Source organism: Bradyrhizobium sp. STM 3557, assembly GCF_045571465.1.
Classification (GTDB): Bacteria; Pseudomonadota; Alphaproteobacteria; order Rhizobiales; family Xanthobacteraceae; genus Bradyrhizobium.
Genome location: NZ_CP120697.1, coordinates 3,960,065 through 3,982,532, shown reverse-complemented (window position 1 = coordinate 3,982,532; position 22,468 = coordinate 3,960,065). Strand labels below are relative to the sequence as shown.

At 63.5% G+C, this 22,468-nt stretch carries 20 protein-coding genes and 1 tRNA gene; 10 read left to right on the top strand and 11 right to left on the bottom strand.

Going from position 1 to position 22,468, the window contains the following annotated elements; translation table 11 throughout:
• Window positions 1-169: 169 nt before the first annotated feature.
• The gene (locus P6U24_RS18055) at window positions 170-523 is read left to right on the top strand and encodes a DUF6481 family protein (RefSeq protein ID WP_407153887.1); all 354 of its coding nucleotides are present in this window, start codon (window positions 170-172) and stop codon (window positions 521-523) included.
• A 176-nt stretch (window positions 524-699) separates the two neighbouring features.
• Here P6U24_RS18055 and P6U24_RS18050 read toward each other — a convergent pair whose 3' ends face one another.
• A complete protein-coding gene (locus P6U24_RS18050) occupies window positions 700-939 on the bottom strand; it encodes a pentapeptide MXKDX repeat protein (RefSeq protein WP_407153886.1) in 240 nt (79 codons plus the stop codon).
• Window positions 940-1,435: 496 nt separating this feature from the next.
• On the opposite strand from P6U24_RS18050, the gene dctP reads away from it, so the two are divergent.
• The 3 genes from dctP to P6U24_RS18035 are packed head-to-tail and all read left to right on the top strand — an operon-like array spanning window position 1,436 to window position 4,358.
• Entirely contained in the window at window positions 1,436-2,458 is a 1,023-nt protein-coding gene (gene dctP, locus P6U24_RS18045) for a TRAP transporter substrate-binding protein DctP (protein WP_407153885.1), read from the top strand.
• Complete coding sequence (locus P6U24_RS18040) at window positions 2,455-3,003, top strand: TRAP transporter small permease (protein ID WP_407153884.1); 549 nt, start codon at window positions 2,455-2,457, stop codon at window positions 3,001-3,003. Before dctP ends, P6U24_RS18040 begins: the two co-directional genes overlap by 4 nt.
• Entirely contained in the window at window positions 3,000-4,358 is a 1,359-nt protein-coding gene (locus P6U24_RS18035) for a TRAP transporter large permease (protein ID WP_407153883.1), read from the top strand. Before P6U24_RS18040 ends, P6U24_RS18035 begins: the two co-directional genes overlap by 4 nt.
• Window positions 4,359-4,581: 223 nt before the next feature.
• Here the strand turns inward: P6U24_RS18035 and P6U24_RS18030 are convergent, their stop codons facing one another.
• The gene (locus P6U24_RS18030; RefSeq protein WP_407153882.1) at window positions 4,582-5,493 is read right to left on the bottom strand and encodes a hydroxymethylglutaryl-CoA lyase; all 912 of its coding nucleotides are present in this window, start codon (window positions 5,491-5,493) and stop codon (window positions 4,582-4,584) included.
• Window positions 5,494-5,596: 103 nt separating this feature from the next.
• Here P6U24_RS18030 and P6U24_RS18025 point away from each other — a divergent pair, with 103 nt between their 5' ends.
• Window positions 5,597-6,553 carry an IS481 family transposase gene (locus tag P6U24_RS18025; protein WP_407153881.1) on the top strand — a complete coding sequence of 319 codons (957 nt, stop codon included), beginning with the start codon at window positions 5,597-5,599 and terminating at the stop codon, window positions 6,551-6,553.
• A gap of 98 nt (window positions 6,554-6,651) precedes the next feature.
• Here P6U24_RS18025 and P6U24_RS18020 read toward each other — a convergent pair whose 3' ends face one another.
• From P6U24_RS18020 to P6U24_RS18010, 3 genes are all read right to left on the bottom strand, one after another.
• A complete protein-coding gene (locus P6U24_RS18020) occupies window positions 6,652-8,658 on the bottom strand; it encodes an acetyl/propionyl/methylcrotonyl-CoA carboxylase subunit alpha (protein ID WP_407153880.1) in 2,007 nt (668 codons plus the stop codon).
• A 17-nt stretch (window positions 8,659-8,675) separates the two neighbouring features.
• On the bottom strand, window positions 8,676-10,283 hold the full coding sequence (locus P6U24_RS18015) for a carboxyl transferase domain-containing protein (protein ID WP_407153879.1): 1,608 nt from the start codon (window positions 10,281-10,283) through the stop codon (window positions 8,676-8,678).
• 144 nt (window positions 10,284-10,427) lie between these two features.
• Window positions 10,428-10,733: an ETC complex I subunit gene (locus P6U24_RS18010; RefSeq protein WP_407153878.1), complete on the bottom strand. Its 306-nt coding sequence runs from the start codon at window positions 10,731-10,733 to the stop codon at window positions 10,428-10,430.
• A 239-nt stretch (window positions 10,734-10,972) separates the two neighbouring features.
• Here P6U24_RS18010 and P6U24_RS18005 point away from each other — a divergent pair, with 239 nt between their 5' ends.
• Window positions 10,973-12,169: an OpgC domain-containing protein gene (locus P6U24_RS18005; protein WP_407153877.1), complete on the top strand. Its 1,197-nt coding sequence runs from the start codon at window positions 10,973-10,975 to the stop codon at window positions 12,167-12,169.
• A gap of 21 nt (window positions 12,170-12,190) precedes the next feature.
• Here the strand turns inward: P6U24_RS18005 and P6U24_RS18000 are convergent, their stop codons facing one another.
• Window positions 12,191-13,111 (bottom strand): VOC family protein, encoded by a 921-nt coding sequence (locus tag P6U24_RS18000; RefSeq protein WP_407153876.1) that lies wholly within the window; start codon window positions 13,109-13,111, stop codon window positions 12,191-12,193.
• 930 nt (window positions 13,112-14,041) lie between these two features.
• Here P6U24_RS18000 and P6U24_RS17995 point away from each other — a divergent pair.
• Together P6U24_RS17995 and P6U24_RS17990 are read left to right on the top strand one after the other, a co-directional pair.
• On the top strand, window positions 14,042-16,309 hold the full coding sequence (locus P6U24_RS17995; protein WP_407153875.1) for a TOMM precursor leader peptide-binding protein: 2,268 nt from the start codon (window positions 14,042-14,044) through the stop codon (window positions 16,307-16,309).
• Between the two features lie 14 nt (window positions 16,310-16,323).
• A complete protein-coding gene (locus P6U24_RS17990; protein WP_407153874.1) occupies window positions 16,324-17,925 on the top strand; it encodes a SagB family peptide dehydrogenase in 1,602 nt (533 codons plus the stop codon).
• Window positions 17,926-18,054: 129 nt separating this feature from the next.
• On the opposite strand, the gene P6U24_RS17985 is transcribed toward P6U24_RS17990, so the two are convergent.
• From P6U24_RS17985 to P6U24_RS17975, 3 genes are all read right to left on the bottom strand, one after another.
• Window positions 18,055-18,131 (bottom strand) — tRNA-Pro (locus P6U24_RS17985).
• A 173-nt stretch (window positions 18,132-18,304) separates the two neighbouring features.
• A complete protein-coding gene (locus P6U24_RS17980) occupies window positions 18,305-18,958 on the bottom strand; it encodes a cold-shock protein (protein ID WP_407153873.1) in 654 nt (217 codons plus the stop codon).
• Between the two features lie 202 nt (window positions 18,959-19,160).
• Window positions 19,161-19,922, bottom strand: coding sequence for an SIR2 family NAD-dependent protein deacylase (locus P6U24_RS17975; protein WP_407160504.1), 762 nt, complete (start codon window positions 19,920-19,922; stop codon window positions 19,161-19,163).
• A gap of 317 nt (window positions 19,923-20,239) precedes the next feature.
• On the opposite strand from P6U24_RS17975, the gene P6U24_RS17970 reads away from it, so the two are divergent.
• Entirely contained in the window at window positions 20,240-20,404 is a 165-nt protein-coding gene (locus P6U24_RS17970) for a hypothetical protein (RefSeq protein WP_407153872.1), read from the top strand.
• Window positions 20,405-20,484: 80 nt separating this feature from the next.
• Here P6U24_RS17970 and P6U24_RS17965 read toward each other — a convergent pair whose 3' ends face one another.
• Window positions 20,485-20,766 (bottom strand): hypothetical protein, encoded by a 282-nt coding sequence (locus tag P6U24_RS17965; RefSeq protein ID WP_407153871.1) that lies wholly within the window; start codon window positions 20,764-20,766, stop codon window positions 20,485-20,487.
• Between the two features lie 134 nt (window positions 20,767-20,900).
• On the opposite strand from P6U24_RS17965, the gene P6U24_RS17960 reads away from it, so the two are divergent.
• Window positions 20,901-21,041 (top strand): hypothetical protein, encoded by a 141-nt coding sequence (locus P6U24_RS17960; protein ID WP_407153870.1) that lies wholly within the window; start codon window positions 20,901-20,903, stop codon window positions 21,039-21,041.
• A 630-nt stretch (window positions 21,042-21,671) separates the two neighbouring features.
• Here the strand turns inward: P6U24_RS17960 and P6U24_RS17955 are convergent.
• On the bottom strand, window positions 21,672-21,974 hold the full coding sequence (locus tag P6U24_RS17955) for an HU family DNA-binding protein (RefSeq protein ID WP_407153869.1): 303 nt from the start codon (window positions 21,972-21,974) through the stop codon (window positions 21,672-21,674).
• Between the last annotated feature and the right edge of the window lie 494 nt (window positions 21,975-22,468).

Sequence of the window (22,468 nt, the reverse complement as noted above, 5' to 3'; positions counted from 1 at the left end):
CACCACCCATGTGCGTGAACGCGCGATAAACAATTGTCATAAGCCCGGAAGACAATGTAGACACGCCTTCTCGTCGCGCCGACCCTGCTTGATAGCCTCATGGCGAAGCGGCTATTTGACGGGAAAATCAGCCCCGAACCAACATTGGATCAGACGAAGACGACGTTCGATGAGAGGATTCAAGCAACCCGGATTTGCCGATCGGCAGAAGGCGGCACAACAGGCGCGGCAGAGCCTTCTGGAAAAATTCCGGGCTCAGCCGGGACCGGATGATCCCGAAGTCGTGAAGAGGCGTGAGGAGCGCGAGGCCATTGCTGCGCGCCGCGAACAGGCCCGTCTGCAGCGCGAGGCTGCCAAGGCCGAAGAAAAGCGCCGGCAGGAAGAGGCTGCAGCGGCGGAAGCCGCACGGCTTGCGCGCGAGGCGGAAGAAGCTGCCGCGCGGCAGGCCGCGCTCGAGGCCGAGCAGAAAGCAAAGCGCGACGCGCGCTATGCGGCGCGCAAGCAACGCGGCAAGAGGAAGTAGCGCGCAAGAGCACAGCCGGGTTGCGGCAATCAAAGCCGTCCCCCGCTCCCTCTTCGGATTGCACTCTCCATTCTCTGCGGTAAAGCCGCTGCCTATGTGGCATCGACCTGCCGCGGACCGGCGGTGCGATCGCGTGCGGGCCTGACCAAAATCGGGCCCGCGTCTGGCGCGCGGTCTCAGTTCTTCTTCATGCCGTCGTCCTTCTTCATCATGCCATCCTTGGACATGGCATCATCCTTCTTCATGCTGTCCTTCCCCATCGTGTCCTTCTTCATGCTGTCGTGGGACATCGTCTCCTTCTTCATGGCGTCGTCCTTGCCCATCTTGTCCTCCGCAAAGGCGACGGGAGCCAGGGCGAGGTTGAGCGCGAAAGCCGCGGCGGAGAGGCTGAGGATGAGGCTGGTGCGAGTGGTCATGATGAATCTCCCTTCGAAAGACACGGTTGGCCGCGGCGGAGATGCCGCTCCCATGCTCCTCGCCTCCGCAGGTGCATCCGTTACGCGCCGCCTGAATTTTTTCTGTCCCTGACAGTTCGCGGGTCCGCGCAACCATTCAGCCTGGGCCCGGCGACGATCGTCTCAAATCCAGTCACCCCCGGGTGTCGCGACAACCCTTGGCATGTAGTGAAGCGTGCAGATCAACGAATGCGCTTGGAGCAGCCGACTTTTGCAGCTTGATGCTTTCGAATTCCCTGGCTTCGACACAATTTCGCCCGTGATCGGCATGTTAGTGAATTGCGTACGCCGTTTGATTGGGCGGGTGCGCCGCAACAAATTGTCGCTTCCCGCGTGTTGGACCTCGAACGATCCGCGCTCATCGACTAGAGGTATTCCGACCGAAACCGGCTAAGATGCGCGCCAACCGCCGGCGCTGGCCGGCAAAACCAATCACAAGTTGTCCAGGGGAAAACTCATGCTCTCACGTCGTCACGTCATCGCCTCCGCGCTCGCCGCGCCCGCAATTCTCCGCCTGGGAATCGGGACCGCGCAAGCCGCTACGACCTTGAAGATCTCGCACCAGTTTCCGGGTGGCACCATCGACAAGGGCGATTTCCGCGATCGGCTTTGCCGCATGTTCGCTGAAGAGGTGAAGAAGCGCTCGGGTGGCGAGATCTCCGCCGAGATCTATCCCAACTCCTCGCTGATCAAGACCAACGCGCAATTCTCGGCAATGCGCAAAGGCGCGCTGGACATCAGCCTCTACCCGATGCCCTACGCCGGCGGCGAAGTGCCGGAAACCAATATCGCGCTGATGCCGGGCCTGGTGACCACCTACGACCAGGGTGCACGCTGGAAGACCTCGCCAGTTGGCAAGGCGCTGTCGGACTTTCTTGCCGATAAGGGCATCATCCTGCTCACCTGGGTCTGGCAGGCCGGTGGCGTCGCCAGCCGCTCGCGCGCGCTGGTCGCGCCGGAGGACGCCAAGGGCCTGAAGGTCCGCGGCGGATCGCGCGAGATGGACATGGTGCTGCAGACCGCCGGCGCCTCCGTGCTCTCGGTGCCGTCGAACGAAATCTACACCGCGATGCAGACCGGCGCCTGTGATGCCGGCATCACCTCCTCCACCAGCCTGATCTCGTTCCGGCTCGAAGAGGTGTCCAAGTTCCTGACCTCCGGCGCCAAGGCGTCCTACTGGTTCATGCTGGAGCCCTTGATGATGTCGAAGTCGATCTTCGATGCCCTGCCGAAGAACCAGCAGGACATCATCCTTACCGTCGGCGCCGAGCTCGAAGCCTTCGGTCGCAAGGGCGCGCAGGAGGACGATATCGAAGTCGCGAACGTCTACAAGAAAGCCGGCGCGAGCGTGAGCGAGCTCGATCTCGCCACCGTCAACAAGTGGCGCGACATCGCGCGCGACACCGCTTGGAAGGACTACGGCGCCAAGACCAAGACCGCGGCGAACCTGCTCAAGCTCGCCACCGACGTCGCAGCATGATGCACGGTCCGCTTCCTGGCGAGACCACGACGCAGATCCCCGCCGGCACAGGTCCGCTGGCGGGCATCGCGCGTGGCCTTTCATTGCTCAATCGTATCATCGTCGTCTTTGCCGCGCTGGCGCTGGTCGCGGCCTGTGTGATTCTGAGCTACAGCGTGATTGGCCGCGCCTTGTTCCAGGCGGCCAATTACTGGCAGGACGAGGCCGCCGTCTTCCTGCTGGTCGGCGCGACCTTCATGACCGCGGCCTATGTCCAGGAGCATCGTGGCCACGTCAGCATCGAGGCCTTTGTCGGCCTGCTGTCGCCCACAGCGAACCGGATCAGGCTGTGGCTGGTCGATGTCGCGACCTTCCTGTTCTGCGCGTTTTTCACCTGGAAATCCTGGACGCTGACCTATGAAGCCTGGGAAGACGGCCAGGTCTCCAATTCGATGTGGTCGCCGCCTCTGGCGATCCCGTATTGCCTGATGGCTGCCGGCATGACGCTGCTCTGCGTGCAATTGCTGCTGCAGATCGTAATGTCGCTGACTGGAGACCGTCGATGAGCGTGTTTGGAATTGGCCTGTCTTACGGCATCGCAACGCTGTTTGCGATGTTTGCAGGCATGCCGATCGCGTTCGCGCTCGGTGCCGTCGCCGCGGTTTTCATGGCGATCTATATGCCCGCCGCCTCGCTCGATACGGTAACGCAGAACGTCTATGAGGAGATGGCGTCGATCACGCTGCTATCGATTCCGCTTTTCATCCTCAAGGGCGCCGCGATCGGCCGCTCGCGCGCCGGTCAGGACCTTTACTCCGCTTTGCACGCCTGGTTGCATCGGATTCCCGGCGGTCTTGGCGTCGCCAACGTGTTCGCCTGCGCGCTGTTTGCGGCGATGGCGGGCTCCTCGCCGGCCACCTGCTCGGCGATCGGTTCGGCCGGCATTCCGGAGATGCGCAAGCGCGGCTATTCCGGCGGCTTCGCGGCCGGCATCATTGCGGCCGGCGGCACGCTCGGCATCCTGCTGCCGCCCTCGATCACGATGATCCTGTTTGCAGTCGCAGCCGAGAAATCGCTGGGACGGCTGTTCCTGGCCGGCATCGGACCGGGACTGCTGCTGGTGACGCTGTTCGGCGGCTATGCAGTGATCCGCTTCCGGCAAGAATACAGGACGGCGAAGATCGCCTATGACAAGGGCGGCTCCTTCTCTCCCATCCTGACCGAAGATGACTTCACCCTGGCGCAGCGCTTCTCCGTGCTGCCGCGGGTCATTCCGTTCGTGCTGCTGCTCACCGGCGTCATGGTCGCGCTCTATGGCGGCTTTGCCACGCCCTCGGAGACAGCCGGTCTCGGCGGCATCCTGGCGCTGGTCCTGATCGCGCTCATCTACCAGGTGTGGCGGCCCGCCGATCTCGCGCCGATCATGAAGGCGACCTTGCGGGAATCCACCATGCTGATGCTGATCATCGGCATGTCGCTGCTCTATTCCTACGTGATGAGCTATCTGCACATCTCGCAGTCGGCGGCGGAATCGATCGTGGCGATGCATCTGCCGCGCTGGGGACTTTTGTTCGCGATCTTGGCGATGGTGATCGTGCTCGGCTTCTTCCTGCCGCCGGTATCGATCATCCTGATGACCGCGCCAATCATCCTGCCGCCGCTGCGCGCGGCGAATTTCGACATCATCTGGTTCGGCGTGGTGATGACGATCGTGATGGAGATGGGGCTGATCCATCCACCGGTGGGGCTGAACATCTTCGTCATCAGGAACGTCGCGCCCGACATTCCCTTAAGCGAGGTGATCTGGGGCACGCTGCCGTTCGTGCTCTTGATGATGGCCGCTGTGCTGCTGCTCTGCTTGGTGCCGCAGATCTCGACCTTGCTGCCGGATCTGGTGATGGGTGTCGACACCAGCCGCTGAGAAGAAGCGAATGGTGAATAGCGAGTGGCCAATAGGGAGCAGCGATAGCGTCTGTTTCCTATCTCGCGACCTATCAGTCGCCGTCATTGCGAGCGAAACGACGTGTCCGCCATAGCCCGCGGGCGACGGCGGCAGCAATCCAGAGCCGACGAAGATTCTGGATTGCTTCGGCTCCTCGCAATGACGTCGCTTGCGAGCAGCCCTATTTGCTACTCGCCACTTGCTACTCCCTATTCGCCCTTTTCTTTTTCGCATTCAACGCATTGACCACGCGGCTGACCGGCGGCCGGCCAATCAGGCGGCTGATCTCGTTGGTTGCGGCGAGCAGCTTCTCCATTTCGATGCCGGTCGCAATCCCCATGCCTTCGAGCATGTAGACGACATCCTCGGTGGCGACATTGCCCGTCGCGCCCGGCGCGAACGGACAGCCGCCGAGGCCACCGGCGGCCGCGTCGATCACGCGGACGCCCTCCTCCATTCCCGCATAGAGATTGGCGAGCGCTTGGCCGTAAGTGTCGTGGAAATGCATCGCCAGACGCGCCACCGGCACGTCGCCGGCAACGGCACGCAGCATCTCGCGCGCCTTGAGGGGCGTGCCGACACCGATGGTATCGCCGAGCGAGATCTCGTAGCAGCCGAGATCCCACAGCGACTTGGCGACATCGACCACAGCCTGCGGCTTGACCTCGCCATCATAGGGACAACCGAGCACGCAGGAGACATAGCCGCGCACCTTGATGCCGTCGGAGCGCGCATGCGCCACCACCGGCTTGAACCGCTCCAGCGATTCGGCGATCGAGCAGTTGATGTTGGCGCGCGAGAAGCCTTCCGAGGCCGCGGCGAACACCGAGACTACCTTGGCGCCGGCTGCCCGCGCCGCCTCATAGCCCTTCACGTTCGGCACCAACACGTGGAATTCGGCCGGCAACTGCGCGACGCCCCGCATCACCTCGTCCGAGCCGACCATCTGCGGAATCGCCTTTGGCGAGACGAAGGCACCGACCTCAACCGTTCTCAGTCCGGCGGCGACCAGCGCGCGCACGAAGGCGATGCGGTCGGCCGGCTTGACCAGCGTTTTCTCGTTCTGCAGCCCGTCACGCGGACCCATCTCGATGATGCGGACGCTGTCGCTCATGGCTCACCTCGTCGACTAGATGTGGTCTTTCAGGAGGTTGTCCATCTGGCCTGAACCGAGGAAGCTGAGGTTGCGAAGCTTCAGTGTTCCAAGGAGAGACCAGATGAACATCCATAAGAATGCGCCTTTGACGCCTAAAGGTCGAGAGGCGATGGTTCGCAGCGTCGTGGAAGGCGGACTAAGCCAAGCCGACGCAGCCTACCAGTTCAATACGACGCCCAAAACGGTCGCCAAATGGGTCAAGCGGTTCCGCGCAGAAGGTGCGGCTGGGTTGCAGGATCGCTCCTCCAGACCTCATTCATCGCCAAGCCAAACCCCGCCTGCCACGTGCACGGTCGTCGAGACGTTGCGCCGGCAGCGCCACACCAGTAAGCAAATCGCCGCTGAGGTTGGGGTGTCACCGGCTACTGTGAGCCGCATTCTTCGCCAATTGGGATTGAACCGGATCCGCGATCTGGAGCCGGCCGAGCCGGAACGCCGCTATGAGCGCGAGAACCCAGGCGAGATGCTTCACATCGACATCAAAAAGCTCGGGCGTTTCGAGCATGTCGGCCACCACATCACCGGCGATCGCACCGGCCAGAGCAACAGCCGCGGCGTCGGCTGGGAGTTCGTCCATGTCTGCATCGACGATCATTCCCGCGTCGCCTTCTCCGAGATCAAGCTGGACGAGACGGCTAACAGCGCCGTTCGCTTCCTCAAGGCGGCGGTCGCCTATTACAAGAGCCTCGGCGTCACCGTCACGCGCGTCATGACCGACAACGGGAGTTGCTACAAGGCATTTGCCTTCCGCGATGCCTGCAAGGACCTGCGCATCAGGCACGTCCGCACCAAACCCTACACGCCCAAGACAAACGGTAAGGCCGAGCGCTTTATCCAGACCGCGCTCCGGGAATGGGCTTACGCCAAGGCCTATCCCACATCAGATCGGCGCGCCGAAGAGCTGCCGATCTGGCTGCACCAGTACAACTGGCATCGGCCTCACGGTGGTATAAAGTCTCAAACGCCTATCAGCAGACTCGGTCTAACCGAGGACAACCTCTTGAGGCTCCACAACTAGAGCGTTTTCAAGCGAAGTAGGTACCGGTTCGCGTCAAAAAAAACGCGTCAAAATAGACACTGGAGCCTCCGTTCCGATTCGATCGGACTGGAAAGGCTCTAGGCTGAGGGTTCGACTTCCGCGAGCTCGGCGCCTTCCTGCACGATGTCGCCGACCTTGCACTTGATCACTTTCAACACGCCGGCGAACGGCGCCCGCAGGGTCTGCTCCATCTTCATGACTTCGAGCGTCAGGATGGCGGCGCCCTTCTCCAGCGCGGCTCCTTCTTCCGCCAGCAGCGCCACCACGGTGCCGGGCAAAGGCGCGATGATCTTGTCCTCGCCGCTCTGCTCTTCGTCCTCGCCACCAAACGGATCGACCCAATGCAGATCGAAACGCCCGTTGCGGGTGCGCAGATAGAGTTCATGACCATCGACCACCGCCACGACATGGGTTTTCAGTCCGTCGAGGACAAGGTCAAGCCCGCCGTCGGCGGATGAAGCATGGGTGAAGGACCACGTGCGGTCCGCAATCGTCAGTGTCGATGACCCGTTGCCGTAGGACAGCATGACCGTCTGCGGCTCGCCTCCGGCGCGATCGCGGAACACGAACACGCGCTGCCGGCGGCCGACCGGCATCCAGCCGGAGCTGCGCCAGGGCGAAGGCGGATCACTTGCGGCCTTCGCCTGCTCGCCCGACAGGATCGCCGCCACAGCGGCGCAGAGCTCGAGCTCGCCCGCGGCCGGCGCTGCTGCAGTCAGCGCTGGCAGCTCGCGCTCGATGAAGCCAGTATCGATGGCGTTGGTGCCAACGCTTCTGTGCGTCACCAGCGCCGACAGGAATGGAATGTTGGTGATGACGCCGCGAATATCGGTCTCCTCCAGGCCGCGATCGAGCCGCGCAATCGCGGCCTCCCGGGTCGGCGCCCAGGCGATCATCTTGGCCAGCATGGCGTCGTAGTAAGGCGAGACCGCATCGCCCTCGCGATAGCCGGCATCGATGCGCAGGCCGCCGCTCTCCTCCGGAAGCCGCCATGTCGTGATGCGGCCGACCGAGGGCATGAAGTTCTTCGCCGGATTCTCGGCGTAGACCCGCGCCTCGATCGCGTGACCATGCAACTTGATCTGGTCCTGCGTCAGCGGCAGCCTTTCGCCGAAGGCGACGCGCAGCTGCCATTCGACCAGATCCACGCCGGTGATCAGCTCGGTGACAGGATGCTCGACCTGCAGGCGCGTGTTCATCTCGATGAAGAACACGTCCTTGCCGTCGGAGACGAATTCGATGGTGCCGGCACCAACATAGTTCACCGTGCCGGCCGCCCGACGAGCTGCCGCGCACACCGTCTCGCGCTGCTCGGGGTTCAGCGTCGGCGACGGCGCCTCCTCGACCACCTTCTGGTGGCGGCGCTGCAACGTGCATTCGCGCTCGAACAGCGAGACCAGATTGCCGTGGCTGTCGCCGATGATCTGGACCTCGATATGCCGCGGGTTCTGGACGTATTTCTCGATCAGCATGCGATCGTCGCCGAACGCCGCCTTGGCCTCGCGCTTGGCGCTGGTGAGCGCGTCCGCAAGCTCGGGCGCTGCGTTCACGACGCGCATGCCGCGGCCGCCCCCACCGGCCGAGGCCTTCACCAGCACCGGGAAGCCGATGCGGTTCGCTTCCCTTGCGAGCGTCGCCTCGTCCTGCGCCTCGCCATGATAGCCCGCGACCTGCGGCACGCCGGCCTTTTCCATCAGCGCCTTGGAGCCGGACTTCGAGCCCATCGCCGTCATCATCGCCGGCGTGGGCCCGACGAAGACGAGGCCGGCTTCGGTGCAGGCCTGCGCGAATTCGGCATTCTCCGATAGGAAGCCATATCCGGGATGCACGGCCTCGGCGCCGGTCCGCCGTGCGGCCTCGATCAACCGTTCGATGTTGAGATAGCTGTCGCGAGCTCGCGCCGGTCCCAGCAGCACGGCTTCATCGGCCAGCGCAACATGCATCGCACCGCGGTCGGCTTCCGAATAGACGGCGACGGTCTTCAGACCCATCGTACGCGCGGTCCTGATGACGCGCACCGCGATCTCGCCGCGGTTGGCGATCAGGAGCTTGTGGAAGCGGCGATACAATCCGGGAGCAGCCATCGTCACGTCCTGAAATGTCACATCCTGAACAGGCCGAACCTGGTCGGCTCGATCGGCGCGTTGGCCGCGGCGGAAAGGCCGAGCCCCAGCACCAGGCGCGTATCGGCGGGATCGATCACGCCGTCATCCCACAACCGGGCCGTGGCATAATAGGGATTGCCCTGGCTCTCATATTGCGCGCGAATGGGCGCGCGGAACTGCTCTTCCTCCTCCGCCGGCCAGCTCTCGCCCTTGGCCTCGATATTGTCGCGGCGGACCTGGCTCAGCACCATGGCCGCCTGCTCGCCGCCCATCACCGAGATGCGCGCGTTCGGCCACATCCACAGGAAGCGCGGCGAATAGGCGCGGCCGCACATGCCGTAATTGCCGGCGCCGTAGGAGCCGCCGATCACGACCGTGAACTTCGGCACCGAGGCGGTGGCGACCGCGGTCACCAGCTTGGCGCCGTCGCGCGCGATGCCGCCGGCCTCGTATTTCTTACCGACCATGAAGCCGGTGATGTTCTGCAGGAACACCAACGGGATGCCGCGCTGACAGCACAGCTCGATGAAATGCGCACCCTTCAGCGCGCTCTCGCTGAACAGGATGCCGTTGTTGGCGATGACGCCGACCGGATAGCCCCAGATATGCGCGAAGCCGCACACCAGCGTCTGGCCGTAGAGCTTCTTGAACTCGTCGAACTCGGAGCCATCGACCACGCGCGCGATGATGTCGCGGACGTCGAACGGCTTGCGGCCGTCGACCGGTACCACGCCATAGATCTCATCGGTCGCAAACAGCGGATCCCGCGGCTCGCGCATGTTCAGCGCATTGCGCGATGCCGGCGGCTTCAACGTTGCGACAATCCGCCGCGCAATCCCGATCGCGTGGGCATCGTTCTGCGCGTAGTGATCGGTGACGCCGGACTGCCGCGAATGCACGTCGGCGCCGCCGAGTTCCTCCGCGCTCACCACCTCGCCGGTCGCGGCTTTCACCAGAGGCGGCCCACCGAGGAAGATCGTGCCCTGATTGCGCACGATGATGCTCTCGTCCGACATCGCCGGCACATAGGCGCCCCCTGCGGTGCAGGAGCCCATCACGATTGCGATCTGCGGGATGCCTTGCGCCGACATCTGCGCCTGGTTGTAGAAGATGCGGCCGAAATGCCGCTCGTCGGGGAAGATCTCGTCCTGCAACGGCAGGAAGGCGCCGCCCGAATCCACCATATAGACGCAAGGCAAGTTGTTCTGTCGGGCAATGTCCTGCGCCCGCAGATGCTTCTTCACGGTCATCGGGTAATAGGTGCCGCCCTTGATGGTGGCATCATTGGCGACGATCACGCATTCGCGCCCGGCAACGCGCCCGACGCCGGTGACGATGCTGGCCGAATGCACGTCACCGCCATAAAGGCCATGGGCGGCGAGCGGCGACAATTCGAGAAAGGCGGTCCCGGGATCGAGCAGCAGATCGACGCGCTGGCGCGCCAGCATCTTGCCGCGCGCCAGATGGCGCTGCCGCGCCGTCTCCCCGCCGCCGCCGGCGACTTGGCCGAGTTTGTCCTTGAGGTCGGCGACCAGCGCACGCATGGCCTCGGCGTTGCGCGCGAAATCGGAGGAAGCGGGATCGATGCTGGAATGGAGTGGCATGGCCTTGAGCGCTAGCAGGAGCGCCGCTTGTGCGGCGCCGGGTCTGCATGGTGGCACTGCCTCAGGCCCCGGAGCAACCCTGAACGTTCAGCCCGTGCCCGCGAGGGAACGCCGACAAGCATCGGCTCGTCGGTGCGTGCGGTTTCAGTGTGTCCAAGGCTCGCCGCGACGGAAGGAGAAATTGTCGGCATAGGCGACCTGCCGCTTCACCGGCTCCTTGGGCTCGATCACCTGATAGGGAATACCCTTGCGCTCGCAATAGGCGACCGCCTCTTCGCGAGTATGGAAGCGCAACGTGACCTGTTGCTTCATGTCGGATGACGAGGTCCACCCCATCAGCGGCTCGATCGCGCGCGGCTGCTCCGGCTCGTAGTCGAGCTGCCATTCCCGGGTCTTGGCCTTGCCGGATTGCATCGCGTTCTTGGCCGGCTTAAAAATGCGTGCGGTCATCGGTGGACAGGGCCTTTCAGAGCGACGGTAAACAGAGCGACGGTAAAGCGCGTGGCGGAAATCTCCGGGATGGGCTAGAGGCACCTTTCGGGAATTTGATCGGTGATTCCCACCCTGGATGCTACCTATTTCCTGCCCCGTATAGTCATTCCGCTGCGCCCTGACAATCTCGGATGACTGGCACGGCGGCCGCTCGCCTCTGGACGATCTTCAACTCCAACTGTACGTCGAAGCCGCCCATGAAAATCAATGCCACCCTCCCCGAGAAAGGCCGCGATCTTCGGCTCGACCTGTTCCGCGGGATCGCGAACTGGGCAATCTTCCTCGACCACATCCCGGACAATGTGGTGAACTGGATCACGACGCGGAATTACGGGTTCTCCGATGCCGCCGATCTGTTCGTGTTCATCTCCGGCTACACGGCCTCCTTCGTCTATGCGCGGATGATGATCGAGCGCGGCTTCATCGTCGGCGCCACAAGGCTGTTCAAGCGGGTCTGGCAGCTCTACGTCGCCCATATCGTGCTGTTCGTGATCTACATCGCCGCCATCAGCTACCTGGCAACCCGGTTCGGCGATTCCGAGATCATCGACGAGTTCAACGTCGCGGGCCTGGTCGACCACGCCACCGAGACGCTTGGCCAGGGGCTGATCCTGAAGTTCAAGCCGGTCAATCTCGACGTGCTGCCGCTCTACATCGTGCTGATGGGCTTCTTCCCGCCGGTCCTGTGGCTGATGCTGCGTCAGCCCGACCTCACGATGGCCGGCTCCATCGTGCTGTGGCTCGTGGCGCGCCATTTCGGCTGGAATTTCGCCGCGTACCCGGCTGGCACCTGGTACTTCAACCCTTATGCCTGGCAGGTGCTGTTCGTGTTCGGCTCCTGGTGCGCGCTCGGCGGCGCCCGCAAGTCGATGGCCATCATCATGGCGCCGGTCACGCTGTATTTCTGTCTGGCCTATCTCGCCTTCGCGCTGATCATGACCATGGCCGGTCGCTTCCCGGATTTTGGCGCGATGTTTCCGCATTGGTTCTATTCAGCTTTCAATCCGAACGACAAGACCAACCTGGCGCCATATCGCTTCCTGCACTTTGCGGTGATCGTGGTCCTGGTGATCCGCTTCGTGCCGAAGACCTGGCCCGGTCTGGAATGGCGGGCGTTCGACCCGCTGGTCGTCTGCGGCCAGCAGTCGCTCGCCGTGTTCTGCGTCGGCGTGTTCCTGTCGTTCGTCGCGCATTTCACCCTGATGATGAGCTCCGGCTCGTTGCTCGCGCAGATCCTGGTGAGCGTGGCCGGCATCGCCATCATGACGACGGTCGCCTATTACATCTCCTGGTCGAAGCGGCAGGACAAGCCTGCAGCAAAGCCGGCTGCGGCCAAGCCTGCGGAGACAAAACCAGCGGAGCCAAAGCCGGCAGCCGAGCCCAAGCCGGCCTGATCTCCGCGCCGGCGCGACGCGTCAGCGCGTCTTTGGCTTCTTCGAGGACGGCGGCACCGCGGCCGGAGCCGGCCTGGACGCCCGCGTCCGCTTTTCGACCAGGCGACCGCGGGAGGCAAAGCCGCCCCATTCGGCCGCCCAGCCGATCTCAAATGACGGCAGGTCGGCGGAGGTGGCATCGGGCCGCTCACCTTGCAGCGCAAACATCGCCCCCTGCGGATCGATACAGCGGGCGATCCAGATGCCATTGGGCAAGTCGATCGGACCCTGAACCACCTTGCCGCCGAGCGCCGTCACGCTCTGCAAGGCGACAGTGAGATCGGCCACGTTGAAATAATAGAGCCAGAACGGGAACGGCGCACGCGGCAGCTTGGTGAACATACCGCCCAGCGTGTCCTCTCCGGCTGAGAACAACTGATAGCCATCGGCGAGGCTGGCATCGCTGCCAGCCATCCGCCACCCCAGCAATTCTTCGTAGAACGCGAACGCCTGGCGCCGCTCGGCAGCCAATAGTTCATGCCAGCCGACTCGCCCGATCTTGTTTCCATCCTTTGGCGGCGGCGGGATGTTCAGTCCCTGCACGAACGCCAGCGAGGCTGTCTGAGGATCGGCAACGATGGCGATGCGGCCGATATTGCTGTCGGTCGGCGGCACATAAACCCTGCCGCCCAGCGCCTCGAGACGGCTCACACTGGCATCGAGATCGTCGACGGCGACATAGCCAGCCCAGCGCGGTGCTGCACCACGCGAAATTCCCTCCGGTGGAAGCGCCATCAGCCCACTCACCGGTGTGCCGCCTGATGTCAGCACGCGATAGGCGAACTTCGCCGTCGACGCATCCTGCGCGTCCCATCCCAGGACCTCTCGATAGAACGCTTCCGCTGCGGCGATATCGGTGGTCAGGAGTTCGTACCAGACGAAGTGTCCGTGCTCGCTGGTCATGTCCTCATGTCCACTGAACCCAATCCGCTTCTGGACCACTAATAAGGCGCTGCATGCTGCGCGTCGATGCTGTCGCAGAGCACGGTGATTGTGGCGTTTTGCTGAAGCGAGCTACGCGCAACGCGCTGTCGAGATATTCATAAAGATGAATAGAATCGCGAGGTTACGTTACGCAAGAAACTTCTCGCGCCTTGCGTGATTTATAGGTGCAGCGTACTATGAAAGCGGGGCGGATCGACACAAACCTTTCGAAGGTATGGAGGATGTCACGATGTCAAAAACGAAGCCAGCTTCGAAACGGAAGCGAGCAGCCAAGGTCGCCGTGCCCGCGTTGGGCGCTGCTGGTCTGAGCCTCTCGCTAGTCGGCGCCGCGTCGGCAGCCCCCGCCCCGACTGCGGCCGACGCGCCGAAGACGCTGGATCTTTCCGCAACGCACCCAATCACGTTGGGTGAGGAAGAGCTCGCCGACAGCAGCCTCGCGACCTTCCATCTCTTCGACAAGGAGAATGCAGGCGGCGAGCGGGTGCAGACCGCGTGGCGCGGCTGCGGCGGATGCCGTGGTTGCCGAGGCTGTCGTGGTTGCCGCGGCTGTGGTTGCGGTGGATGCGGCGGATGCGGCGGTTGCTGTCTGTCCTGGGGCGGCTGCCGTCTGTGCTGATCTGGCACAGCGTCAGGTCCTTTGATCAACGATTTTGATCGACACTAGGATATCTAGCCGGGCATGACTTGGTCTGCCCGGCTATTTCATGTCGTCTTCCCACAATCGGCCCAATTGGCCGCCAAGCCGGTCGTCCGATCGATGTCGGTCGCTCCTTCCCGGCCCCTGCGGAATTTCCAGCACATGTCGACCAGAGCCCAGAACCTTTCCATCGCGGGAGCGACCGCCCGCCCGTCGCAGCGCCGCCCTGTCGCGTTCGAGGCGTTTTCGCGATGAGCGTGCGCAAGACCAAATCCGGCTCCGCATCCCGGACCGCCGCCGGCAAGAGCACGCTGCAATTCGCGCCCAATTTCACCGCCTATGTGATGCCGCCCGACGTGGTCTGTATCTATTCGGAGGATCGCAAGTTCTTCCTGCACGGCGAGCTCTATTGCGCGCTGGCCGCGGCGATCGGCAAAGGTGGCAAGACCGCGAGCGACCTGGTGATCCAGCTCGGCAAGCGCTTCCCGCCCGCCAAAGTCGAGGAGGCGCTCAATCGTATGGTCGAGCGCCGCTATCTCGTGAACGGCGGCAAAGCGGCCGATGACACGCTTGCCGGCTATTGGGCCAGCATCGGCCTGCCTGCAGGTAAAGCCGAGCGCAATCTCGCGACGTACAAAGTGCGGGTCGAGGCGATCGACGTGAAGGGCGCCGCGGAGTTGAGCGCTGCACTCGGCAAGCTCGGCGTGCGGGTCGTCAGCCGTTCTCCCGATCTCACCGTCACGCTGGTCAACGACTATCTCGAACGGCAATTGGCCGAGCTGAATCGCAGCCGTGTCGCCGACAACACGCCGTGGCTGCTGGTGCAGCCCTCAGGCGTGTTTCCGCTGGTCGGCCCGCTGTTCACCCCCGGCCATACCGCCTGCTGGACCTGCCTGTTCGACCGCATGATCCGCAACCGCGAGATCAAGGGCTTTCTCGATCGCAGCGGTGCCAAGCCGGTTGCTGTCTCGCCACTTGCACGCAACACGATCGGTCAGAGCGGAATCCAGTTCGCAGCCGTCGAGATCACGAAGGCGATCGCGACCGGCTTCCGCACCGAGATCCGCGACCACATCATGAGCGTCGACCTGACGGGCTCTGTGCTTACCAAGCATTACGTCGCGCAGCGGCCACAATGCCCGACCTGCGGCGACAAGAGGCTACTCAATCCGCGGCGCAAGGCCGAGCCGATCAAGCTCGATGCCGGCGCCAAGCTGCTGATCACCTCGGGCGGCTATCGCACGGTGACGTCGCGCGCCACCGTGGCGCGCTTTCGGCGGCATGTCAGCCCGCTCACCGGCGTCGTGAAGCGGCTGGAGCGGATCGAGGCCGATCTGCCGATGAACACCAACTTCTTCGCCCAGCATAATTTCTCCGCGCCGGCGCAGAGCGTCGATCAGTTGCGACACGGCCTGTCCGGCGGCAGCTTCGGCAAGGGCTCCACCGCCGAGCAGGCCGAGGCCAGCGCGCTGATGGAAGCGATCGAGCGTTATTCGGGCATCTATCAGGGCGACGAGATCCGAAGCAGCAAGCGCTTCACCGATTTCGCCGAGGGCGAGGCGATCCGGCCGAACGACATCCTGACATTCAGCGAGGCGCAATACGCTGCCCGCAATGATCACACGCACCATGACGACGCGCAGCCGGCCCCTGAGCCGTTCGATCCGGACGCCAGGATCGAATGGTCGCCGGTGTGGTCACTGCGCGACCAGCGCTTCAAATACGTCCCGACCAGCCTGCTCTATTTCTTTTACAGCGGCCCACGCGCCTTCCACGCCGATTCCAACGGCTGCGCGGCCGGCAACACGCTGCAGGAGGCGATCGTGCAGGGCTTCCTCGAGCTGGTCGAGCGCGATGCCTACGCGATCTGGTGGTACAACCGCTCGCAGCGGGGCGAGGTCGATCTCAGCCGCATCGACGATTCCTACGTCCGCGACCTGCAGAGCCAGTTCGCGGATTTCGGCCGCAAGGTCTGGGTGCTCGATGTCACCAGCGATCTCGGCGTGCCGACCTATGTCGCGATCATGCACTGGACGAAAAACGGCCAGGAGCATATCGAGTTCGGCTCCGGCGCGCATTTCGATCCGCGGATCGCTCTTCTGCGCACCCTGACCGAGCTCAGCCAGTTCCTGGCGATCGGCATGATGAATGGCGGCAGCGGGGAGAAGCCGAGCCTGGACGGCGAGACGCCGCTCCGAATCGAGAACTATCCGTTCCTGCTGCCGGCGAAGAATCCGATTCCAACCCCGGAGCTTGGCTTGCCAATCCCGCGCGCGACCACCCGCGAGCAGGTCGACGCCTGCGTCGAGATCGCCCGCCGCGCCGGCCATGATTTCCTGGTCCTTGATCAGACCCGGCCCGATGTCGGCGTGCCGGTGGTGCGCGTCATCGTGCCGGGCTTGCGCCACTTCTACCGGCGCTTCGGGCCCGGCCGGCTCTACGACGTCCCGGTCAAGCTCGGCCTGCGCGATCAGCCGATTCCTGAGACCGAGCTGACGCCGTTCCCGCCGCACAGCTGATTGCGGAGACAGCCATGGCCAAGCGTGGACGGGTGACAAAAGCCAGGCCAAGGGCCGCGCCCAAACGGACGGCCAAGGCCAATCGAAGAGCCAGCAACAGGACAGCGGTGAAAGCAAGGGCGCCCGCGCCACCGGCGGCGGCGCAGCAACGGCTCGCGACGCCGGTGCTGTCGGTCCGCGCCAGTCCGCGGGTCACGTTGGAGAACTGGAGCAACGGCCATCTGGGCGCGGTCGTCGATTTCTATCGGTTTGACCTGGGTCAGCCGAGCGAGGGCGCCAAAAAGCGGGTGCTGGCGCTGAAAGACGGAATCAGGCTCGCTGCGCTTGGCGGAAGGGCCGCCGCAGACCAGGAGGTCGCCCGCGTGGTGCGCCTACTGGCCCGGAAAGGACTCCTCGAATATCCGCTGACGCGCATGGCCGCTCGCGCGGAGGTCGCGATCATCGAGCCGCAGATGGCGGACTATTGGCCTCATGTCGCCAAGCTCGCGAACACCGACACGCTTGTGCTGTCACGCTTCGCCTACCTTCGCCGGCGCAGCAGCGAGATGGTGCTGGAATCGCCGCGTGCCGGCGCGCTGATCCGGATCATCGATCCGGCCATCGCGACCATGCTGACGATGCTGGCGACGCCGCAGACGGTCGGAACTTTGCGCAAGCTCGCCGGCTTTCCCGGCACTGAGCTGCTTGGCCTGCTCGTCGACTGCGCGATCCTGTTCAAGGTCGATGGGCCGGGCGATGACGGCCGCCGCTCGCGCGAGGGCGACGAGACCCTCGTGATGTGGGACTTCCACGATCTCTTGTTTCACGCGCGCAGCGCGGAGGGGCGGCAAGCCAATCTGGTCGGCGGCGCCTATCCTCATCTCGACTCGATCGCGCCACCACCGGCCATCCGACCGAGCTGGCCCGGCGAGCGCATCGATCTCAAGGCTGCACTGCCCGCGCCGTCCGAGACGGTCTCGCCGGCTGCAAGGCTGTTTCGAGATCGCGTGTCGGTGCGCGACTACGACAATCAGAATCCGGTCACGCTCGCCGAGCTGTCGTTGTTTCTCGACGGCGCCGCCCGGGTGCTGTCGCGCTGGGAAAGCCCGCTCGATCTCGAAGATGGCAGCGATGGTCCGATGCTGGACTACACCCGCCGGCCCTACCCCACCGGCGGCAGCGCCTATGAGCTCGAGCTCTATGTGACGGTCGCCAATTGCGCCGGCTTGGCGAGTGGTCTCTATCACTACGATGCCGGTGCGCACACGCTGACTCGGATTCCGGCGAAGCCCGAGCAGCTCAGTGCCATGCTCGACTTCGCGCAGTTTGCGATGGGCGCAGACGGACGGCCGCAGATCCTGCTCACGGTGACGTCGCGCTTTGCGCGGCTGGCCTGGAAGTATAGCTCCATCGCATATGCGTTGACGCTGAAGGATGTCGGCGCGCTGCTGCAGACGCTCTACTTGATGGCCGCCGACATGGGGCTCGGCGGCTGCGCCGTCGGCACCAGCGATATCGACCTGTTCGAGAAAACCACCGGCCTGCCCTTCCATGTCGAAGGGCCGGTCGGGCAGTTCACGCTCGGTCGGCCGATCGCGACCGACGAGGCGCCGGACGCTTTGCCGACGCAGACCTGATCCGTACGGGCACAGCGGCGTCACTCAGCAGTACCGGCGGCCGAGCCACGCGCGGCCGGGACAGCTCACTCCCAGAGCTGTGACGCAACGCTCAGGCTCACCATTAAGCCCTTGATAAGATTGGTGATTTGGTCGGGGCAGCTGGATTCGAACCAACGACCTGCAGTACCCAAAACTGCCGCGCTACCAGGCTGCGCTATACCCCGATGCTCGGTGGCCGCGGAGGCCACGCCAGCGTGAGCCCGACGTCACTACACGCTCACAGCGCCTGCAGCAAGATGCAGCAGGCACGGTGGCGACGGTAGCTTTGCGCCCCCTCCCGCACAACTGAAGGAGGGCTCCGATCGAAGTCACAACTTCGTTGCATCGGCAGATCGGTTCAGTGCGATGAGAGCGCAGATGAGCCGGTCTCGGGATGAATTTCGGCTGCCATCATGCCCTTGGAGCCGGGCCCGTAGCGGACGAGCACGTATTGCCCCGGCCGCAGTTCGGTCATGCCGAAGCGCCGCAACGTCTCCATGTGCACGAAGATGTCAGGCGTCCCCTCGCCGCAAGTCACGAAGCCGAAGCCGCGCAGCCGGTTGAACCATTTGACCTGCGCGCGCTCCAGCCCGCTGGTCGGCGTGACCGTCACATGCGTTCGCGGCGGCAGCATCTGCGCCGGATGAATCGCGGTCGACTCATCCATCGAGACGATGCGGAAGGCTTGATAGCCCTTTTGTCGCTGCACGCACTCGCAGACGATCCGCGCGCCTTCATAGGCGGTTTGATAGCCGTCGCGCCTAAGCACCGTAACGTGCAGAAGCACGTCCGGCCAACCATTATCAGGAACGATAAAGCCGTAGCCCTTCGATGCATCGAACCATTTGATCACGCCGCTGATTTCGACGAGGTTCTCGCCGAGTCCCGCCAGGGCATCGATCGTGGTATCGCGCGCCGCACCGCCTGAAAACTCGCCCCCGAGCCGGTTTGGTGTAGACCCACCAGGCACCGGTACCCCGAGCTTTTTGGACTCAAATCCGTCCGACCCCATAACCCCGGACCTCACAGATGAAGTGTGAGACGCCACCCCTGCAACGGCGCCCGCAGAAACGCGCTATCATCAACAATACTCACGATGAATCACGCGAATCTCTCGAATCAAAAGATAACATTCCGTTGTGCTTCGCATAGACAAAAATCGGCCACACCTGAAAACTATAAACAGGGTTGCATGTCTGCGAATCACTCAGGACTCAGTTACCGACAAACGGTCCGAGAGTTTCACCGATGTCGTAGCGAAGCACGAGATCGGCAACGTCGTCCTGATCAGTCTGTTCCCGGTTGATGATGACGAGCTTGGCGCCTGCTTTCTTTGCCATCAAAGGAAATCCCGCCGCAGGCCACACCACGAGCGATGAGCCGATCGCGATGAACAGGTCGCACTGCTGCGCGAGTGCGGCGGCGCGCTCCATCTCTGCTTCGGGCATCGCCTGACCAAAGGAGATGGTCGCCGTCTTCACCGGCTCATTGCAGATGGTGCAATCCGGGGCCGCGCCGTCTGGCTCGAAGCGCTCCTTGACCCAGGACAGCTCGTAGCGCTGCCCGCAGCCGATACAGCGGGCGTAGGTGGTGTTGCCGTGCAGTTCGATGACGTCAGCAGCGGCGAAACCGGATGCTTGGTGCAGATTGTCGATGTTCTGGGTGATGACCGCGGGGATCTTGCCGGCGCGGTAGAGCGACGCCAGCGCGCGGTGTCCTCGGGCTGGCCTCGCCTGCGCGAAGGTCGCGTCCATCGCGAACCGGCGCCGCCAGGACTCGTCGCGTGCGTCCTGGCTCGCCACGAACTCATCAAAGCCGATGGGCCGGTTGCGGGTCCACAGGCCGCCTGGCGAACGGAAATCGGGAATGCCTGCTTCGGTCGAGATCCCGGCGCCGGTGAAGGGTACGATCACCTTCGCGGCGGCGATCATGTCACCGAGCCGTTCCACGCCCGTTCGAAGATCCGAAGCAATCATCGGCACCACCTGACCAACGAAGACCCGCCAGTCATAGCACGGCCTTGCGGTCGGGCGCTGCGATGCTGGCCATCGTAGGCGGGGTCGCTCTCTGACCCCCTGCTCGACCGCGGCCATGCCTTCCGCCGCGCGTTGATCCGCTCGCGAGCCTCGCGCCGGAACTTCCAACGCATGACGACCTCGCGGAAACCAGGCTATTCGGCAGGCTGAGCCGCGACAAATCCGCTGGCATCGGCGCCATGCCGCGATCGTCCGCATTCGCGCCTCATTCGAGATCGCACATCGCGCCCGTGATTCGCTTCTAAGCAGGAGATGGCATGACGAGGAAGAATGAACGGCAGGAACGTCTTGCCAAGGAACGCGAAGATATCGCCGCGCGCATTGCCAAGTTCAAGGCGACGCAGGACCGCTTCATGCGGGAGCGTCAGGAATACGCCGCGGCGATCTGGCGACGGGCATCGTCCGAGGATTCCATGAACTGAAGGGATCGATCAGTTGAAGGCGTCCCTCGTGCACCCGCCTATAGCGAGAAGCCCGGAAGCAGAGCTCCCGGGCCTCATCATCACCAGTAGTGATAATAATGGCGGTGCCGGTAGTAGGGATACGGCCCGCCATAATAGGCGTAGGGGCCGGGTTCATAATAGTAGCGCGGTCCGTAGTATGCGTAGCCTGGGCCGTAGTAGTATGGACCCGAGGCGGCAATGGCGCCCGCAGTCAACGCACCGGCTGCCAGGCCGAATGCCAGACCCGGGCCGATGCGGTGCGCTTCGGCCGGTGCCGGGGCTGCAATCGCTGTCGCGGCCACCGCGCCCACGGTTGCCAGAACTGCCAGTGTCTTTCTCATCTGATGTCCTCCAATCAAACACGGGCTGCCCGTCAACGCGTGGCCTGTGCGTTGGTTGCAACAATGCCCATTTGTTCCGGTGGTGCAGGAACTCGCTGCGTGCGCCGGCCGTTCTCTGTCGAACGAGGTTGCGCATGGCATCGTGGCTGGAACTGCTCCTGAACGTGATCGGCTATGGCGGTTTCGTCATTCTGGCCACATGGCACCCGCGGCCTCACGTGGACGATCCCTCGCACGAAGTCGGCACCGATGACTCGCGGAGCGCGATGAGGTGAGCAGGTGGGACGCCGTCGCCACGCGAACGGCGCGATGACACGCTTCAGTCACGCCGACGTCCACGTCACGTCGACCCACAGCTTATCCGCAGCATATCCACAATCCGTCCACAGCTGCCCGAGAGAGAGAGTCGTTCGGCAACTGACACCGCTTACCGCGCAAAACTCCCCCGCTCCGCCGCCGGCCTCAGATCAAGATCTCCTGCCTTCGAGTTGCGGGTCACGTGGCTGGAGCAGAGGTCGCTGATGCCTGGGCCATTCCCCTTGAACCTTTTGCCGCGCCCCGCAGACCAAAAAGTGCTGGGGATTTCAGGGCCCAGTCTTTCGGGCAGCGTCACGCGGCGAACATACTCCGCCGTTGTGGCGCTGCCGACATATCTGGGCCTCACCGCTCGGCCGCGTCCTGCCCCGCGCAATGGGCGGTATCGCCGCAATCCTCGTGCAACGCAGTCGTGCCTGCGCGTGCCTGCTGTGATATCGCCGCAACCAGCTCAGCTTCGAGGCTGCATTTCCCGCGATGTTCGCTCGGGCTTCCCTCCGGAGCATTGGTGAAAACAGATCGCGCAAAAAAGAAGGCCCCCTGAGCAGGGGGCCTTCGAACTCCAGGCGTACAGCTTGATGCGCAGCGGCTCAGGCCACCGCGTCCTTGGCAGCCTTGACCGGACGAGCGCGCACGATCTTCCGGGCCGGCTTGGCCTTGAACATCATCTCCTCGCCGGTGAAGGGATTGGTGCCCTTGCGCGCCTTGGTGGCGGGCTTCTTGATCACCACGAACTTGGCAAAGCCGGGCACCAGGAAGGTGCCGTTCTTTTTCAGCTCCTTGTGGCCGACGTCGGTGAGCGTCTCCATGACGTTCTTGACGTCACGCTTGGACAGCTCGGTGGAGGTCGCAATTTTCTCGATCAACTGCGACTTGGACATTTGGGTAGCCATCGTATCTCCTTTAGATTGGTACCGATGAAGGACTAGACGACCGCGCGGCTCTCTGCGCATTGCTGCACGGATCGGTCGGGGTGACGGCTGCCTTGCACAGCCGGACTTTGAAGTCGTCTGGTGACGTGTACCCCGCGTTTTTTCGGGATTCTCCTGCGTTTTAAGGGCCCCGAAGCACCCAGAGCGCCGCCAAAATTCCAATGGTGCGGGCAGAAGTCAAGTGAGGCGTGAGCGTCATTTGCACCGCACGTTTCATTTTCCCCTGTATTTCAAGGCTTTTTTGGCTGCGGCGCATCACCACGGGTCCGAGCGGGCACGAAGGCGGCCACGGAATCCCTGTATTTTAAGGCGATTCCGTACCTCCGGATGCGGTCCGCGAATCACTTGGCGCGGAGCGAATCCGCGAGCCGCGAGAGATTCGGCTTGTTTTCAAGGCATTTCTGAATTGAATCTGAACGACGCCTGATCTCGCCGGCGTGGGTCGGCGCCGCTGC